This window comes from Kribbella sp. NPDC050281, assembly GCF_040655855.1.
Lineage (GTDB): Bacteria > Actinomycetota > Actinomycetes > Propionibacteriales > Kribbellaceae > Kribbella.
Genome location: NZ_JBFAKS010000004.1, coordinates 278,182 through 295,708, shown reverse-complemented (window position 1 = coordinate 295,708; position 17,527 = coordinate 278,182). Strand labels below are relative to the sequence as shown.

Annotated in this window: 13 protein-coding genes, 1 pseudogene and 1 riboswitch; of the genes and pseudogenes, 3 read left to right on the top strand and 11 right to left on the bottom strand. The window is 69.0% G+C overall.

Going from position 1 to position 17,527, the window contains the following annotated elements; genetic code table 11:
- Positions 1-321: 321 nt before the first annotated feature.
- The gene (locus AB0I34_RS07175; protein WP_360440807.1) at positions 322-729 is read right to left on the bottom strand and encodes a hypothetical protein; all 408 of its coding nucleotides are present in this window, start codon (positions 727-729) and stop codon (positions 322-324) included.
- Positions 730-810: 81 nt separating this feature from the next.
- On the opposite strand from AB0I34_RS07175, the gene AB0I34_RS07170 reads away from it, so the two are divergent.
- Entirely contained in the window at positions 811-1,302 is a 492-nt protein-coding gene (locus tag AB0I34_RS07170) for a hypothetical protein (protein ID WP_360440804.1), read from the top strand.
- A 50-nt stretch (positions 1,303-1,352) separates the two neighbouring features.
- Here the strand turns inward: AB0I34_RS07170 and AB0I34_RS07165 are convergent, their stop codons facing one another.
- Together AB0I34_RS07165 and AB0I34_RS07160 are read right to left on the bottom strand one after the other, a co-directional pair.
- Positions 1,353-2,444, bottom strand: a complete 1,092-nt coding sequence (locus AB0I34_RS07165) for a branched-chain amino acid aminotransferase (protein ID WP_360440801.1) — start codon at positions 2,442-2,444, stop codon at positions 1,353-1,355.
- 39 nt (positions 2,445-2,483) lie between these two features.
- Positions 2,484-3,533: a 3-isopropylmalate dehydrogenase gene (locus AB0I34_RS07160; protein WP_360440798.1), complete on the bottom strand. Its 1,050-nt coding sequence runs from the start codon at positions 3,531-3,533 to the stop codon at positions 2,484-2,486.
- A 308-nt stretch (positions 3,534-3,841) separates the two neighbouring features.
- Between AB0I34_RS07160 and AB0I34_RS07155 the strand changes: the two genes are divergently transcribed.
- The gene (locus AB0I34_RS07155) at positions 3,842-4,408 is read left to right on the top strand and encodes a class I SAM-dependent methyltransferase (protein WP_360440795.1); all 567 of its coding nucleotides are present in this window, start codon (positions 3,842-3,844) and stop codon (positions 4,406-4,408) included.
- A gap of 110 nt (positions 4,409-4,518) precedes the next feature.
- Here the strand turns inward: AB0I34_RS07155 and serA are convergent, their stop codons facing one another.
- The 7 genes and pseudogenes from serA to AB0I34_RS07120 all read right to left on the bottom strand — a co-directional run bounded on the left by serA (position 4,519) and on the right by AB0I34_RS07120 (position 14,105).
- On the bottom strand, positions 4,519-6,117 hold the full coding sequence (gene serA / locus AB0I34_RS07150) for a phosphoglycerate dehydrogenase (RefSeq protein ID WP_360440792.1): 1,599 nt from the start codon (positions 6,115-6,117) through the stop codon (positions 4,519-4,521).
- A gap of 116 nt (positions 6,118-6,233) precedes the next feature.
- Positions 6,234-7,430: a serine protease gene (locus tag AB0I34_RS07145; protein WP_360440789.1), complete on the bottom strand. Its 1,197-nt coding sequence runs from the start codon at positions 7,428-7,430 to the stop codon at positions 6,234-6,236.
- Positions 7,431-7,543: 113 nt separating this feature from the next.
- On the bottom strand, positions 7,544-8,563 hold the full coding sequence (ilvC, locus tag AB0I34_RS07140; RefSeq protein ID WP_360440819.1) for a ketol-acid reductoisomerase: 1,020 nt from the start codon (positions 8,561-8,563) through the stop codon (positions 7,544-7,546).
- 194 nt (positions 8,564-8,757) lie between these two features.
- A pseudogene (gene ilvN / locus AB0I34_RS07135) lies at positions 8,758-9,261 on the bottom strand (acetolactate synthase small subunit); the annotation flags it as partial.
- 84 nt (positions 9,262-9,345) lie between these two features.
- Positions 9,346-11,094, bottom strand: coding sequence for an acetolactate synthase large subunit (locus AB0I34_RS07130; protein WP_360440786.1), 1,749 nt, complete (start codon positions 11,092-11,094; stop codon positions 9,346-9,348).
- Between the two features lie 294 nt (positions 11,095-11,388).
- Complete coding sequence (gene ilvD / locus AB0I34_RS07125) at positions 11,389-13,056, bottom strand: dihydroxy-acid dehydratase (RefSeq protein ID WP_360440783.1); 1,668 nt, start codon at positions 13,054-13,056, stop codon at positions 11,389-11,391.
- Between the two features lie 59 nt (positions 13,057-13,115).
- On the bottom strand, positions 13,116-14,105 hold the full coding sequence (locus AB0I34_RS07120) for a hypothetical protein (protein WP_360440780.1): 990 nt from the start codon (positions 14,103-14,105) through the stop codon (positions 13,116-13,118).
- 38 nt (positions 14,106-14,143) lie between these two features.
- Positions 14,144-14,228, top strand: a riboswitch (ZMP/ZTP riboswitch).
- A gap of 27 nt (positions 14,229-14,255) precedes the next feature.
- On the opposite strand from AB0I34_RS07120, the gene AB0I34_RS07115 reads away from it, so the two are divergent.
- On the top strand, positions 14,256-15,167 hold the full coding sequence (locus AB0I34_RS07115; RefSeq protein ID WP_360440777.1) for a 5-aminoimidazole-4-carboxamide ribonucleotide transformylase: 912 nt from the start codon (positions 14,256-14,258) through the stop codon (positions 15,165-15,167).
- Between the two features lie 5 nt (positions 15,168-15,172).
- Here AB0I34_RS07115 and AB0I34_RS07110 read toward each other — a convergent pair whose 3' ends face one another.
- Positions 15,173-17,440, bottom strand: coding sequence for an MMPL family transporter (locus tag AB0I34_RS07110; protein ID WP_360440774.1), 2,268 nt, complete (start codon positions 17,438-17,440; stop codon positions 15,173-15,175).
- Positions 17,441-17,527 lie beyond the last annotated feature (87 nt).

The following is a 17,527-nucleotide window of genomic DNA, read 5'->3' as shown; positions in this document are numbered from 1 at the left end:
CGGACAACCAGCAATTCCAGGGGTTGTCCGTTCATATCGCAGGGTGCCGTGCGCCGGCCGCACCGGGCTCGCCCTCGGACGGCTTTGCGGTGGGGACGCGGACAGGAACCGGGGACCTCGGACAAGGTATTTCCTGTCCGCGATCCCCAGATGGTGTCCGCGGCCGCCGCGACCAGCGCAGTACGACGCGCTGTCCCGGAACGAGACCGGCCGAAACCGACCCACACATCAGACAGAGGAGCCGGATCTCTCCTCGGGACCGGAGGGCCGGTGCGGGTGGCGTGGGCGGGTGGGGTGGGGGTGGGGGTGGGGGTGCGGGGGTCAGGCGGTCAGGGTGGTTAGGGAGCAGCCTGGGTCGTCCCAGGCGGTGTAGAAGTCCTCGCGGCTGAGTGGGCGCAGCGCCCACTCGTCGCGGTCCAGGGCCTGGTCGGTGAGGATGCCCTCGTCGTCCTCGAGCCGCTGCCACCAGTACCTGGTGATGGTCCCGTCCTCGGCCGCCCCGAGCTGCCGGACGACGACCCACTCCCGCTCGTGCCAGACCGCCTCGTACAGCCAGTCGGTGCCTTCCTCGTCGGCCAGCGCGCCGTACGTGCGAGGCGCAGTACCGCGGTCGAGGTCGCGGATCAGCTCGACGGTCGACCGGATCGCGGCCACCGTCTCGGGCGACCAGTCACGCCGCTCGGCCAGCTCGGCGTAGTAGCCCTCGACCTCGTCCGGGAAGCTGCTCATGCCGCCCGACCCTATCGAACCGGTGCACCCGGCATCCTGAAAGGATGCTGTGAAAACGACCGCTTGAGAAGGGACCGTGCTGTGAGCGAGGCCGAACGCCGCGACGCCTTCGAGGACGACGTCCGTACGGCGCTCTTCCGCCCGAACGGGGAGCTCAAGCGGCTGCAGTTCCGGCTGATGGGATTCGCGATCGGACTGGCGCTGCTGGTCACGCTCGCACCCACCTGGCTGACCACGCACGGCGAATCGTCGCGGTCGACGATCAGGATCTACAGCGGGATCAGCCTGTTCGGCCTGACGCCGGGAGCCGACTCGCCGATGGGTGCTCTGGGCACCGTTCTGTTCCTGCTCTTCCTGCTGCTCGCGCTGGCGTTGCTGCTGGTCCCGCCGGAGACTCTGGTCGCGCTGATCGCCGGAACCGCCGGCCTGGTGGCGACGTTCGTGATCCTGGTCAACCAGCCGGAGTCGGCGACGCGGGAGGCCGACTGGACCGGCGCACCGGCCGTCGCCCTCGGCTTGTGGATGCTGGCCGTCACCGTGGCCGGAGTCGCCCGCAGCACGACCCGCAGCTGAACGCAACGGCGGCCCGGTGGAAACACCCACCGGGCCGTCGCAACTGAAGATCAGCAGACCTTGGTCATCCAGTTGTGGGTGTCGGGGGTGCGGCCGTACTGGACGTCGAGGAGCGCGCTGCGGACCGCGGCGGTGACCGGGCCACCGTTGCCGTCGGAGACCTGCACCTCGCCGTCCTTCCACTTCAGCGACGCGACCGGGGTGATCACCGCGGCCGTGCCACAGGCGAACACCTCGCGGATCTTGCCCGACGCCGCACCGTCGCGCCACTCGTCGATCGAGATCTTCCGCTCGGTGACGGTGTGGCCGAGGTCGGTGACCAGCTTGAGGATCGAGTCCCGGGTGACGCCCTCAAGGATGGTGCCGGACAGCTCCGGCGTGACGACCGAGTTGTCGTCGAGGACGAAGTACAGGTTCATCCCGCCGAGCTCCTCGATCCACTTCTTCTCGACCGCGTCGAGGAAGGCGACCTGGTCGCAGCCCTGCTCGATGGCTTCGGCCTGCGCGATCAGCGACGAGGCGTAGTTGCCGCCCGTCTTGGCCGCGCCGGTGCCACCGGGGGCCGCCCGGGTGTACTCCTCGCTCAGCCAGATCCGCACCGGCTTGACGCCGTTGGCGAAGTACGAGCCGGCCGGGGACGTGATCACGCAGTACGTGACCTCCGCGGACGGCCGGACGCCGAGGAACGGGTCCGATCCGAACATGAACGGCCGCAGGTAGAGCGACGTCTCGCCGCCACCGGGGACCCAGGCCTTGTCCAACTCGACCAGCTTGCGCAGCGAGTCCAGGAAGGCGGCCTCGGGCAGCTCGGGCAGCGCGAGCCGGCGCGCCGACTTCGCGAACCGGGCGGCGTTGGCCTCGGGACGGAACATGTGGATCGAGTCGTCGGGATGCCGGTAGGCCTTCATCCCCTCGAAGATGGTCTGGGCGTAGTGGAACACCGCGGTGGCCGGAGACAGCTCCAGCGGTCCGAAGGCGGTGATCCTCGCGTCGTGCCAGCCGTTCTCCTTGGTCCAGGTGGCGATCGCCATGTGGTCGGAGAAATACTGCCCGAATCCCGGGTTCGCCAGGATCGTGGCGCGCTGGTCGTCGCTGGCCGCATGGGTGGTTGGCTCAACGGTGAATCGCAGATCGGCGCTCATAGCCGCACCGTACCTCTTGGCTGACTGGTCATGCGAGCGTCAGCCGATCGCGCGCTTGGCGATGGCGTCACCGATCTCCGCGGTGCTCCGGACGGCGCCGGTACGCTCCGCGATGTCGGCCGTGACAGCCGCCTCGATCGCCGCCGCGGCCTCGGTCAGACCGAGGTGGTCGCACAACAGCGACGCGGACAGGATCGCCGCGGTCGGGTCGGCCTTCTGCTGACCGGCGATGTCCGGCGCGGAGCCGTGCACCGGCTCGAACATGCTCGGCGCGGTCCGGTCCGGGTTGATGTTGCCGCTCGCGGCCAGCCCGATACCACCGCTGATCGCGGCCGCCAGGTCGGTGATGATGTCGCCGAACAGGTTGTCGGTGACGATCACGTCGAACCGGGCCGGGTCGGTGACCAGGAAGATGGTCGCCGCGTCCACGTGCAGGTAGTCGACCGCGATCTCCGGGAAGTCCGCGGCGACCTTGTCGACGGTCCGCTTCCACAGGTGGCCGGCGTACACGAGGACGTTGTTCTTGTGCACCAGCGTGAGCTTCTTGCGCGGCCGCGCCTGTGCCCGGGCGAACGCGTCCCGGACCACGCGCTCCACGCCGTACGCCGTGTTGACGGAGACCTCGGTGGCGATCTCGGCCGGCGTACCGACTCGCAGGGCGCCACCGTTGCCGACGTACGGGCCCTCGGTGCCCTCGCGGACGACGACGAAGTCGACGTCGCCCGGGTCCGCCAGTGGGGAGCCGACGGAGGGGTAGATCTTCGACGGGCGAAGGTTCACGTAGTGGTCGAGGGTGAACCGGAGCTTCAGCAGCAGGCCGCGCTCGAGCACCCCGGAGGGGACCGACGGGTCGCCGACCGCACCGAGCAGGATCGCGTCGTGCTTGCGGATCTCCTCGAGCTCGGCGTCCGGCAGCGTCTCGCCGGTCGCGTGCCAGCGCCTCGCGCCGAGGTCGTACTCGGTCCGCTCGAACGTCACGCCGTGCTGCGCGGCTACCGCGTCGAGCACCTTCAGCGCCTCGGTGGTCACCTCCGGACCGATACCGTCACCGGGGACCACGGCCAGCGTGAAGTTCTTCTTGTCGCTCACTTCTTGGGTTCTCCCCCATTGTCACGGCGGTTCATAGCCTCTTGGACGGCCCTGGCCTCGGACGCGGTCACGCTCCCCCGGCGCGCCGGACGGCGACGGCGGGTCGCCTTCCGTTCCCGGGCGTCGATCGCGGGCCAGTTGGCCGGATACATGTCGTACATGCTGCTCCTCCCCAGACAGGATGCGGGCGGCAGGATGCCGACGAATTTACTCTGACGTCCGACTATTTCACCACTATGCGGGCACGATGTCCCGGAATGTGAGATGCCGGTGCAGGCGCTGGACCAGAGCTGTGCAACTCTCAACCGGTGAGTGCTCCTCCAGAACTACCGCCGCTGGTTTCAGCGGCCCTCAGCCTGTCGGGCCGACGTGGATTCGTCAGCTCCACCAGGAACGAGACCGGCCGGCTGCTGGCGACTCTCGCCGCGTCGAGGACCGGTCTGCTCGGTGAGCTCGGGACCGGCTGTGGCGTGGGCTCCGCCTGGTTGCGCAGCGGCGCCGCGGAGAGCACCCGCATCGTCACCGCGGAGAGCGACCCGCAGCTGGCGAAGGCAGTGGCGGAGCTGTTCGCCGCCGACGAGCGGATCGAGGTCGTGTCGGCCGACTGGACCGCCCTGATCGAGCGCGGCCCGTTCGCGCTGCTGTTCGTGGACGCCCGCGAGGCGAAGCTGTCGGCCCGCGACATCATCGCGGACGTCGTCGAGCCGGGCGGCTTCGTCGTCCTGGACGACTTCACGCCATCGGCGGTCTGGCCGCCCATGTACGAGGGCCGGGTCGACACGCTCCGGCAGGAGTGGCTGATGGACAAGCGGTTCACCACCGTCGAGGTGATGGTCGCGCCGGACGCCGCCGTACTGCTGGCCACCCGGCACTGAAACAGCCGAGAACCAAGGCGGGCCCGAGCCATAGGTGGCTCGGGCCCTTGCCGGCCGCCATGCGCCTGCGGGCGGCCGACCGCCTCCAGTAAATCAGTCGTTCGTCTGAATTACGCTTCCAGGTCCACAGTGCGAGCCGTGTCGGCCTGCACCGCACCGGCGATGTCGTCCAGTACGCCGGTCGCGATCGCCGAGTCGACGGCCAGCGCGACCAGCGCCTTGCCGCCCTTGCGGTCCCGGCTGACCTGCATGCCGGCGATGTTCACTTCCGCGTCGCCGAGGATGCGGCCGATCTGGCCGACGATGCCCGGCCGGTCCTCGTAGGTGAGGAAGGCCAGGTGCGCGGACAGCTCGATCTCGACGTCGAACCCGTCGATCTCGACCAGCCGCTCCGACTGCCGGACGCCGATCAGCGTGCCGGACACCGACACCTGGATGCCGTCGGCAAGGGTCCCGCGCAGAGTGATCAGGTTGCGGTGCTCGGGGCTGTCGTGGTCGGTGACGAGCCGGACCTCGAGGCCCCGCTCGGCCGCCAGCAGCGGCGCGTTCACGTACGACACGTTGTCCTCGACCACGTCGGCGAAGACGCCCTTCAGCGCGGCCAGCTCGAGCACCTTCACGTCGTACTGCGTGATCTCGCCGCGGACCTCGACGTCGAGCTGCTGCGCGACGCCGCCGGCCAGCGCGGTGAAGATCCGGCCCAGCTTCTCGGTCAGGCCGATGCCCGGCCGGACGTCCTCGGCGATCACGCCGCCCTGGACGTTGACCGCGTCCGGCACCAGCTCGCCCGACAGCGCCAGCCGGACCGACTTGGCCACGGCGATGCCGGCCTTCTCCTGCGCCTCGTCGGTGGACGCGCCCAGGTGCGGGGTGGCGATCACGTTCTCGAACTCGAACAGCGGCGAGTCGGTGCACGGCTCGGACGCGAACACGTCCAGGCCGGCGCCGGCCACCCGGCCTTCCTTGAGCGCGGAGTAGAGCGCCTGCTCGTCGACGATGCCGCCGCGGGCCGCGTTCACGACGATGACCTCGGGCTTGACCTTGTGCAGCTCCTCGTCGCCGATCAGGCCGATCGTCTCCGGGGTCTTCGGCAGGTGCACCGAGATGAAGTCGCTGGCCGCGAGCAGCTCGTCCAGGGACGCCAGCCGCACACCCATCTGAGCGGCCCGGCCGGCCTGCACGTACGGGTCGTAGGCGATCACGTTCATGCCGAAGGCAGCCAGCCGCTGCGCGACCAGGACACCGATCTTGCCGAGGCCGACGATGCCGACGGTCTTCTCGAACAGCTCGACACCGGAGTACTTGCTGCGCTTCCACTCGCCGTTCTTCAGCGACTGGTCGGCGGCCGGGACCCGGCGCGCGGTGGCCAGCAGCAGCGCGACCGCGAGCTCGGCGGCGCTGACGATGTTGGAGGTCGGCGCGTTGACCACCATCACGCCGGCCTGGGTGGCGGCCTTCACGTCCACGTTGTCCAGGCCGACACCGGCCCGGGCGACGACCTTCAGGCGCTTGGCCGCGGCCAGCGCCTCGGCGTCCACCTTGGTGGCACTGCGGATCAGGATGGCGTCGACGTCGGCGATGGCCGGGAGCAGCTGGGCGCGATCGGCGCCGTTGGTGTGCCGGATCTCGAAGTCGGGGCCGAGGGCCTCGACGGTGGCCGGGCTCAGCTCTTCGGCGATCAGGACGACGGGCCGGGTTACGTCAGTCATGGGAGAAGTCTCCTGCAGAAGCGGTAGGGGCTCGAAAGTTCAGAGCACCGCGCTGTGCCCGCTGGTCAGATAGTACCTGGTCGCCGGTCAGACCCGCCGGGCGACCCGAATGACGGTCAGTCGGTGTCGCAGCTCTGCGGGAGGTTCACCGAACTGCCCTGGTCGACCTTGAGCCGGTTGCCCTCCCGGACCACACGGTAGCGGACGTCCAGCCGGTTGCAGGTCTGACCCTTCGCGCCGCTCGAGTTCGGCGAGAACAGCACGGTGAACATCATCCGGACGTTCACGCCCAGCGCGTTGGTGGTCACCTCGGTGATCCTGGCGCCGAAGAAGTACGTCGTCTGGTGGCTGTCCCGGTCCCGTTTCTCCGACAGCGCACCGAGCAGCCGCTTGGAGTAGTAGGCCGTCCGCAGCCCGCTGAAGTCGTGCTGGTTCATCAGGGTCAGGTAGGTGCCGAGCAGTCCCTGCGCCTCGATCGCCAGCTTGGTCTTCGAGACCAGCAGTTCCGGCACGATCGGGGTCTGCGGTCCGCGCGACCGGTCACAGGTGCCGCCCGGTTCAGGCGTGAGCGCCGGCGCGTTCGGTACGACGTACTCGCGCAACCGGGCGACCGGGACGATGCTCGCGGTCGCGGCGGTGTCACCGACGACCAGGCCGACAACCTGGCCGGACTTGTCGAGGACCGGCCCACCGAGCTTGGCCGTGTTCATGATCTCGGTCAGCGCCCGCGGGCGATCCGTCGTACCGACCTTCTGGACGGCCTGCCTCCCGGCCGCGGTGTAGCCGATGTGGGCACGCTCGGCCTTCCGGTCCGGGTCCGTGGGCGCCAGCGACACTGGGTCGTCGTCGAGCCGCCCGATCATGCGCAGTACGGCGACTCCGTCCGCACTGGTCCCGAGCAGGTTGGCCCGGCGGATCCGGCCGTCCGGGGTCACGATCGCCATCGAGAGCGACTGCTTCATCGCGGACGCGGCGGTCAGGACCAGCCCGGCACCGATCACGACTCCACTCGCTTCACCGTTCCCCGCGCACGTCGTCGCCAGGACCCGGACAACTCCCGGGCCGGCCAGGTCAAGGACCTTCGCGGTGTCGATCTTGAGGCTCTGCGCGCGGATCAGCCAGCCGGCCGAAGCGCCGGCGCCGAGGATCAGCAGTACGACGAGGAGTCCGGCCAGGAACCGGCCGAACTTCCGCGGAGGCCGTCGTCGACGGCGTGGGGCCCGCGGGATCGGGATCTGCAGTTGGGTGAGGACGCCGGCGCCCACCGGCACGCGCCGGGGCGGCCGCGGCAGCGCATGCCTGCCGTCCTCCACCGAGGCTCACCTCCCCCACCATCACCAGTCCAGACCACAATCGTCACCGATTGTGCCAAAGAACAGGCCCGGACCACCCACTTGGATGGTCCGGGCCTATCACAAGGTGGGTGTCAGCGGGCTGCCGTGCCCTCCACGTAGTCCTCGTCGTGGGACTTGACCCAGGCCATCAGGCCGCGCAGTTCCTTGCCGACCGCCTCGATCGGGTGCGACTCGCTCTGCTTGCGGAACTCGGCGAACTCCGGCGCGCCGGCGTCCTGGTCGGCGATGAAGCGGGCCGCGAAGGTGCCGTCGGTGATGTCGCCGAGGACCTCCTTCATCCGCTGCTTGACCGACGCGTCGATGATGCGGGGCCCGGACACGTAGTCGCCGTACTCGGCGGTGTCGGAGACCGACCAGCGCTGCTTGGCGATGCCGCCTTCGTAGATCAGGTCGACGATCAGCTTGAGCTCGTGCAGGCACTCGAAGTACGCGACCTCGGGCTGGTAGCCGGCCTCGGTCAGTACCTCGAAGCCGTTCTGGATCAGCGCGGACACGCCACCGCAGAGGACGGCCTGCTCACCGAACAGGTCGGTCTCGGTCTCCTCGGTGAAGGTGGTCTTGATGCCGCCGGCCCGGAGGCCGCCGATGCCCTTGGCGTACGACAGCGCGAGGTCCCACGCCTTGCCGGTGGCGTCCTGCTCGACCGCTACCAGCACGGGTACGCCGCGACCCTCGGTGTACTCACGGCGGACCAGGTGGCCCGGGCCCTTCGGGGCGACCATGAACACGTCCACGCCGGCCGGCGGCTTGATGTAGCCGAACCGGATGTTGAAGCCGTGACCGAAGACGAGCGCGTCGCCGTCGACCAGGTTCGGCTCGATGGCCTCCTTGTAGAGCTTGCGCTGGGCCGGGTCCGGCGCGAGGACGACGATCACGTCGGCCTCCTCCACCGCCTCGGCCGGGCTGAGTACGCGCAGGCCCTGGGCCTCGGCCTTGGCCCTGCTCCTGGAGCCCTCGGGGAGGCCCACCCGGACGTCGACGCCGGAGTCGCGCAGGGACAGCGCGTGCGCGTGGCCCTGGGAGCCGTAGCCGAGAACGGCCACGTGGCGGCCCTGGATCACCGACAGGTCGGCGTTGTCGTCGTAGAACATTTCAGCAGCCACTTTGGCGCTCTTCTCCTCTGTAGATATTCGGTACGGCGCTTGTTGTCGGCTCAGCCCTGGCGGGCCGGGGCCGCGGGTCGGCCCGGCGGCGGCGCCGGCACCGGGTGATGGGGGCGCTCGGCGGGTTGCGCCTGCAGGTTCGGGGGACCCGACGCGACGTGCGGCGGTGGCACCGGGACCGGCCGGAGCGTGCGGTCGGAGATGGAGCGACTGCCCCGGCCGATCGCCACCATGCCGGACTGCACCAGCTCGCGAACGCCGAACGGTTCCAGCACCCGCAGCATGGCCTCGAGCTTCTCGGGATTGCCGGTCGCCTCGATCGTGATCGCGTCCGGAGCCACGTCCACCACCTTCGCACGGAACAGCTGGACGGTCTCCAGCACCTGTCCCCTGGTCAGGGTGTCCGCCTTGACCTTCACCAGCAGCAGTTCACGCTGCACGGTCTGGCTGGGCTCGAGTTCGACGATCTTGATCACGTTCACCAGCTTGTTCAGCTGCTTGGTGATCTGCTCCAGAGGCTGCTCGTCCACGCTGACCGCGATGGTCATCCGGGACACCTCCGGGTGCTCGGTCGGACCGACCGCGAGGGAATCGATGTTGAACCCGCGGCGCGAGATCAGCGCCGCCACCCGGGCCAGCACACCGTGCTTGTTCTCGACCAGGATGCTCAGAGTGTGCTTGCTCATCGACGTCCTCGCTTCGCTCCGGGCGCCGATGAGCAAGCACCGGCTTCACTGTGCTCTCTGATGCCTTCGCTTCGCTCAGTCATGTCAGAGCTCCTCGGTGTCCCAGGCCGGCGCCATGTCGCGGGCGATCTGGATGTCGTCGTTGCTGGTGCCGGCCGCGACCATCGGCCAGACCATCGCGTCGCGGTGCACGACGAAGTCGACCACCACCGGCGCGTCGGTGACCGCCATCGCCTTCTCGATCGTGGCGTCGACCGAGTCGCGGTCGGAGCAGCGCAGCCCGACGCCACCCATCGCCTCGGACAGCTTGGCGAAGTCCGGGATCCGGGCCGAGTGCAGGTCGGTGTTGGAGTAGCGCTTGTCGTAGAACAGGGTCTGCCACTGCCGGACCATGCCCAGCGACTGGTTGTTGATCACGGCAACCTTGATCGGGATGCCCTCCAGCGCGCAGGTGACCAGCTCCTGGTTGGTCATCTGGAAGCAGCCGTCACCGTCGATCGCCCACACGGTCTTGTCCGGCCGGGCGACCTTTGCTCCCATCGCGGCCGGAACGGCGTACCCCATCGTGCCGAGGCCGCCGGAGTTCAGCCAGTGGCGCGGCTTCTCGAACGGGAGATAGTGCGCGGCCCACATCTGGTGCTGGCCGACGCCCGCGGTGTAGATGGCGTCCGGGCCGGCGATCTGGCCGATCCGCTCGATCACGTACTGCGGGGACAGGCTGCCGTCCTCGGGCTCGTCGTACGCGACCGGGTACTTGGCCCGCACGGCCTCGAGCTGGTGCCGCCAGGTGTCGTACGACGGGGTCCGGCCGGCGTTCGCGATCTCGGTCTGGAGCGCGGCGATGAGGTCGGTGATGACCTCCTTGCAGTCACCCACGATCGGCACGTCGGCGGCCCGGTTCTTGCCGATCTCGGCCGGGTCGATGTCGGCGTGGATGACCTTCGCCTCCGGGGCGAACGAGTCGAGCTTGCCGGTCACCCGGTCGTCGAAGCGGGCCCCCAGGCAGATGAGCAGATCGGAGCGCTGGAGCGCGCCGACCGCGGAGACCGAGCCGTGCATGCCCGGCATGCCGAAGTGCAGGTCGTGGGTGTCCGGCAGCGCGCCGCGGGCCATCAGCGTGGTCACCACCGGGATGCCGAGGAGCTCCGCGAGTTCCTTCAGCTCGGCGTGGGCCTGAGCCCGGATCACACCGCCGCCGACGTACAGGACCGGCTTCTCGGCCGCGGCGATCAGGCGGGCCGCCTCACGGACCTGCTTGGGGTGCGGCCGCGTCACCGGCCGGTAGCCGGGCAGCGACAGTTCGGTCGGCCACTGGAAGTCGACCCGCGCCTGCATCGCGTCCTTGGTCACGTCGACCAGCACCGGACCGGGCCGGCCGGTCGAGGCGATGTGGAACGCCTCGGCCACCGTGGTGGCGATGTCGTTCGGGTCGTTGACCAGGAAGTTGTGCTTGGTGATCGGCATCGTGATGCCGCGGATGTCGGCCTCCTGGAAGGCGTCCGTCCCGATCGCGGCGCTGGCCACCTGGCCGGTGATCGCGACCAGCGGGACCGAGTCCATGTACGCGTCCGCGATCGGCGTCACCAGGTTGGTCGCGCCGGGCCCGGAGGTCGCCATGCACACGCCGGTCTTGCCGGACGCCGAGGCGTACCCCTGGGCGGCGTGGCCGGCGCCCTGCTCGTGACGTACCAGGATGTGGCGGATCTGGGTCGAGTCGAGCATCGGGTCGTACGCCGGGAGGATCGCGCCACCCGGGATGCCGAAGACGGTGTCCACTCCGGCATGTTCCAGTGCGCGGATCAGAGCCTGTGCCCCGGTCAGCTGCTCACTCATGAGTGCCTTCCCTCAGTCCTGTCACGATATGGCCTTGACGATCTGGCTGGTCGCGACCGATCCATCCTCGCTTGTGGCTGTCGCTTGGCGATATCTGGGTCGCAGATAGTCGCATTGGCAACAAAAAACCCCTTCCGCCGGTTGGCTGAAGGGGCGCGCTCGACTCGGTGGTCGCGTCAGTCGGCGCGCCGCACAAGTACGAGGAGAATCGATCGCATGTAGGCAACAGTCGCCGACGGAATGCGATCGGGTCAAGTTCGGCTCGGCGTTCTCTCATATCGTGAGATGGCTGTCTTAGATGCAGACAGCTCCTTCGGAGGCCGAGCGGACCAGGCGGGTGTACTTGCCGAGCACGCCCTTGGTGATCGCCGGGGTCTTCGGGGTCCAGCCGACCTTGCGGCGTTCGAGTTCCTCCGGGCTGATGTGCAGGTCGAGCGTGCGGTTCTTGACGTCGAGCGTGATCCGGTCGCCGTCGCGGACGAACGCTATCGGGCCGCCGTCGACGGCCTCCGGCGCGACATGGCCCACGCAGAGTCCCGTCGTACCGCCGGAGAAACGGCCGTCGGTGAGCAGCAGGACCTCCTTGCCGAGGCCCGCGCCCTTGATCGCGCCGGTGACCGCGAGCATCTCGCGCATCCCGGGGCCGCCCTTCGGGCCTTCGTAGCGGATCACCACGACGTCACCGGGGTTGAGTCCGGCGACCGCGTCCATGGCGGGGCGCTCGCCGTCGAAGACTCGCGCCGTACCTTCGAAGACGTCGGAGTCGAAGCCGGCGCTCTTCACCACCGCGCCCTCCGGAGCGAGCGAGCCGTGCAGGATCGTGATGCCGCCGGTGCCGTGAATCGGCTTGTCCAGCGCGCGGATGATCGTGCCGTCGACATCCGGCGGCGCGATGTCGGCGAGGTTCTCGGCCATCGTCTTGCCGGTGACGGTGAGGCAGTCGCCGTGCAGCAGGCCGGCATCGAGGAGCGAACGCATGACGACCGGGATGCCGCCGACGCGATCCACGTCCGTCATCACATAGCGCCCGAACGGCTTGAGGTCGCCGAGATGCGGGACCCGGTCGCCGATCCGGTTGAAGTCCGCCAGGGTCAGGTCGACGTCGGCCTCGCGCGCGATCGCGAGCAGATGCAGTACGGCGTTCGTCGAGCCACCGAGCGCCATCACGACGGCGATCGCGTTCTCGAACGCTTCCTTGGTGAGGATCTGGCGGGCCGTGATCCCCTTCTGCAGAAGGCCGACCGCGGCCTCGCCGGACTTGCGCGCGTAGCCGTCGCGACGTCGGTCGACCGCGGGCGGTGCGGCCGAGCCGGGGAGCGACATACCGAGCGCTTCGGCGGAGGCGGCCATGGTGTTCGCGGTGTACATGCCGCCACAGGCACCTTCGCCCGGGCAGATAGCGCGCTCGACCGCGTCCACCTCGTCCTGCGTGATCAGGCCACGCAGGCAGGCACCGACCGCCTCGAACGCGTCGATGATCGTGACGTCCTTGTCGCCGAGCTTGCCGGGCATGATCGAACCGGCGTACAGGAAGACCGAGGCCAGGTCGAGCCGGGCCGCGGCCATCAGCATGCCGGGCAGCGACTTGTCGCAGCCGGCCAGCAGCACCGAGCCGTCCAGCCGCTCGGCCTCCATCACGGTCTCGACCGAGTCGGCGATGATCTCGCGGCTGACGAGCGAGTAGTGCATGCCGACGTGGCCCATCGAGATGCCGTCGGACACGCTGATCGTGCCGAACTCCAGCGGATAGCCGCCGGCCGCGTGCACGCCTTCCTTGACCGCCTTCGCGAGCCGGTCCAGGGACAGGTTGCATGGAGTGATCTCGTTCCAGCTCGACGCGACTCCGACCTGTGGCTTGGCCCAGTCGTCGTCACCCATCCCGACCGCGCGAAGCATCCCGCGCGATGCGGTCGCCTCCAGCCCGTCGGTCACCGTCCGGCTCCGTGGCTTCACATCGACCATGCCGGTCACTCTATTCCTCGTAAATCAACAACGCTGCCCTCGTCCGACCGCGCCGGGTCTCAGGACATCTGGTGTGCCACCGCCGTCGCGAAGGCGGTCAGGGGGTCGGGGTCGTTGGTGTAGCCCCAGGGCAGGCTCTCGATCCGGCCTGTGGTCAGGGCGGCGTGCTCCATTGCGGCGGCCTTCGCGCCGACCGCCTTCAACGCGAACGCCATCGCACCGTGGGCGGAGATGTCCTCCGGTTGTTGCTCGCGTCCGGGGGTCCACCACTTGTCCCGGGCGGCCAGCAGTTCCTCCCGCCGGTTCGAGACCTCGCGCGTCAGGCGGGCGCCGCGCTGCAGCCGGGAGAGCTCGCTGTCGCCGAATACGTCGACCCACACCTCGTTGATCACCTGCGCGGTGACGGCACACAAGGCGCTACCCCCCTGTGCGTTCGCCACCACCTGATGCCCGAAGTGCACGAGCTCGGCGAGCTCCAGGCCGGACCACTTCGGGGCCAGCACCTGCACCCGTCCGCTGTGCGCGGCGTAGCTGTCGGGATGCCGCTCCACCGCGGACCGAAAGACCGTGTCCTTCACCTCCATCGACGACTGCAGTCCGACCGTGGCCCACTGCAGCACCTCCCACGGGGCCGCATCGTCGGGCGCCGCATCGATCGCATGATTCAGTACTGCGCCCGCGGTCCCGAGGACGTCGTGGAAGGACGTGAACTGCTGCTCGGAGACGTACTTCGCGAGACTCCCGCTCCGCACTTCCCAGGCCTCGAACACCATCGTCTGCCCGAGCCACAGCAACAGATCCGGATCCCCGGGCAATGCCTCCAGCCGCAACTCCAACTGCTCGCTGTGCCCAACGGCCGCCCGGCCGAGTCCCACCACCCGCACCGACCGCAGTCCGGTGTTCACCGGCGTCGCCTTCAGCAACGCCATCCCCGTCGACAGATCCCCCGCCCGCACAGCGGCGTACGCCCGATCGAGCTCGGGATCGGCCCACGCCTGATCAAGCCGAAGCCTGGAGACATCCACCGCCTTGCGAGAGAAGATCCCCATGCTCGGATCGTACGTGTGCGGGGTGCTCGAATAGACTGCCGAACGACCGCGACTGGCGAGGGTGGAGTACCACCGGGGAGCGGTCGGCCGGCAAGCAAGGCGTCGTCCGCCTGGGCGCCTCCGATGTGTTTCGATCTCGGAGGTCGCTGGATGCGTTATGGAATGAACCCACACCAGTCCGCCACGATGACCCCGGTGTCCGGTCGGGCGCCGTTCACAGTCGTCAGCGGGAGTCCGTCGTACATCAATGTCTTGGATGCGCTCACCGGTTGGCAGCTCGTGCGGGAGGCGGCTGGGGCGTTCGGGCTGGTCACGGCGGCGTCGTACAAGCACGTCTCCCCCGCCGGTGCTGCGCTCGCGGACTCGGTGAGCGCGGCGTATGTGCGTGCCCGTGATGCCGATCCGAAGTCGTCGTACGGCGACTTCGTTGCGGTGTCGCATCCGGTTGATGCCGAGCTTGCGGGCGTGCTCAAGCGGGTCGTGAGCGACGGGATCATTGCGCCCGGGTACGCCGAAGGCGTCGTCGGAGTGTTGGCCGGGAAGAAACGCGGGACCTTTCTCGTCCTCGAAGCCGATGCGTCCTTCGAGCCTCCGGAGCACGAGGTGCGCGAGGTGTACGGGCTACGGCTGACGCAGCAGCGGGACGACCGGCCGTTGACTCGTGAGCTGCTGGATCCGGGCGTGCCGGATGCAGCAGCCCGCGACCTGTTGCTCGGGATGATCGTGGCGCGGTACACGCAGTCGAACACGGTCGCGATGGTGAAGGACGGTACGACGATCGGCATCGGCGCCGGCCAGCAGTCACGAGTCGACTGCGTCCGCCTGGCCGGCGAGAAAGCAGACGAATGGTGGTCCCGCCGCTCGGCCGAGCCGCTGACCGGCGTCGCGATGGTCTCCGACGGCGCCATCCCCTTCGTCGACAACATCGACGAAGCCCACCGCCACGGCGTAGCCCACATCGCCGAACCCGGCGGCTCGATCCGCTCCGACGAGGTCGCCGAGGCGTGCGCTGCCCGCGGAATCACGCTGTCACGAACCGGCGTACGCCTCTTCCGCCATTGAGCAGGTCAGGAGACGGGTTCGACCTTGGGGGTTTCTTGGGGAGTTGGTGGGGGTGGGGCTGGCGGGCCGCCTTCCAGTTGGATGTCGGGCACGATGCGGTCGAGCCAGCGGGGCAGCCACCAGGCGCGGTCGCCGAGGAGCGTCATGACGGACGGGACCAGGACCATCCGGACGATGCTGGCGTCGATGAGTACGGCGACCGCCATGCCCACCGCGAGCATCTTGACCGTCGGGTCGTCGTCGAGGACGAAGCTGAGGAAGACCACGATCATGATCGCGGCCGCGGTGGTGATCACCCGGGCCGTCGCGCCGATCCCGATCGCCACGGCGCGGTGACTGTCCTTGGTCGCGATCCACGCCTCGTGCACCCGGGACAGCAGGAACACTTCGTAGTCCATCGACAACCCGAACACGATCGCGAACATCAGCATCGGCACGAACGACGGGATCGGCACCTTCTCGTCGATCCCGACCAACGAGGATCCCCAGCCCCACTGGAACACCGCGACGATCACGCCATACGCCGCTCCGACCGACAGCAGGTTGAGGATCGCGGCCTTGATCCCGATCAGGAGCGATCGGAACGCGACCGTGAGCAGCAGGAACGCCAGCAGCACGACAGCCCCGATCAGCCACAGCATCCGCCCGGCGACCTTCTCGGTGAAGTCGACGTACCCGGCGGTCGTGCCCACGACGTACGTCGGCTCCTGCTGCCCGGACAGGACGTCGTCCCGGATCCGGTTGACCAGGTCCTCCGTCTCTGCCGCGGACGGCGACGTGGTGGGGATGACGTTGATGATCGCCGTCGTACCGGAGCTGTTCAGGCTCGGCGGCTGTACGGCGGCCACGCCGGACGTCTTCTGCAGCGTCGACGCGAGACCGTTCAGCAAGGTCTGCTTGTCGGTGGAGCTCTCGGACGGGAGCTGTACGACGACCGTCAGCGGACCGTTGGCGCCCGGGCCGAAGCCTTGGGCCACCAGGTCGTACGCCTTCCGGCTCGAGTCCTGCTCCGGGTCCGTGCCGGCGTCGAGCTGGCCGAGGTTCATCGACAGCAGCGGGATCGCCAGGACGAGCAGCACCAGCGTGGCGACAATGCCGTACGGCCACGGCCGGTCGCTGACCTTGCGCCCCCAGCGGGCGAACGCGCTCTGCTCGTGTTTGATGTCGCGCCGCTCGCGCTCCTCGGCCCGGTGTTCGGCCACGGCCACCTCGTCCTCGAGGCCGGCCTCGAGCTCCTGTTCCTCCACCAGGTGCTGCCGGTCCTTGCGGTTCAGTACCAGGAACTTCGCCAGACCGAGCATCGCCGGGATGAGTGTCAGGGCAGCCAGCACAGTGACCGCGACCACGATGGCCGACGACAGACCGAGCGCACCGACGAACGGTACGCCGGACACGTACAGGCCGAGAATCGCGATGACGACCGTCCCACCGGCGACCAGGATGGCCGCACCAGAGGTCGACTCGGTCCGGCCGACGGACTCCTCGACGCCTTGGCCGTCGTCGAGTTGTTCGCGATGGCGGGACACCATGAAGAGCCCGTAGTCGATCGCGACACCGAGTCCGAGCAGGGTCGCGACCGTCGGTGCCGAGACGGGGAAGTCCTTCACGGCCGCGAGCAGACCGAGTATGGCCAGACCGCCGCCGACGCTGAAGATCGCGGCCACCAACGGCAGCGCGGACGCGACGATGGACCGGAACATCAGGAACAGCAACAGCAGCGCCAGCGCGAGACCGATCGCCTCCGAGAGCGCATCGTCGGCCTGCTTGCCGATCTGCCCGGCGCCTCCGCCGTACTCGACCTCGAGTCCGGCGGCGCGGGCCGGCTGGACGGCCGCGTCCAGCTTGTCGAGGTAGCTGCTGTCGAGCGAGGCCGGCACCACCGAGAACGACACCGGAGCGTTGACGACGGTCCCGTCCTTCGAGATGTACGTCGTCGATGACGTCGCCAGCGGATCGACGGCCGAGACGACGTCAGGCAGTTTGCCGACCGCCGCCATCGACGTCTTGACCGCGTCGGACTGCTCGGAGACCGTGCCGGACTTGGCGTGGAAGACGATCGATCCGGAGTACCCGCCGGCCGTGGAGAAGTCCTTGTTCAGGATCGTCAATCCAGCCGACGATTCACTGCCGGGGACCGTGTAGTTGTTGACGTACGTACCGCCGAACGCGGCCCGCAGGACGAACAACCCGACCACGGCAACCAGCCAGCCGGCGATCACGAACCAGTGAAATCGTGCGGCCCCTCGACCGAGCCGATCCAGAAACACATGCACAGGGCGCCCCCTCCCCCAGGCGCCCCCAGGCCCGGCCACGCCGCGCGCCCCTTCGCCGACAGTAGGCCGGGCGCGACCCCGCGACAA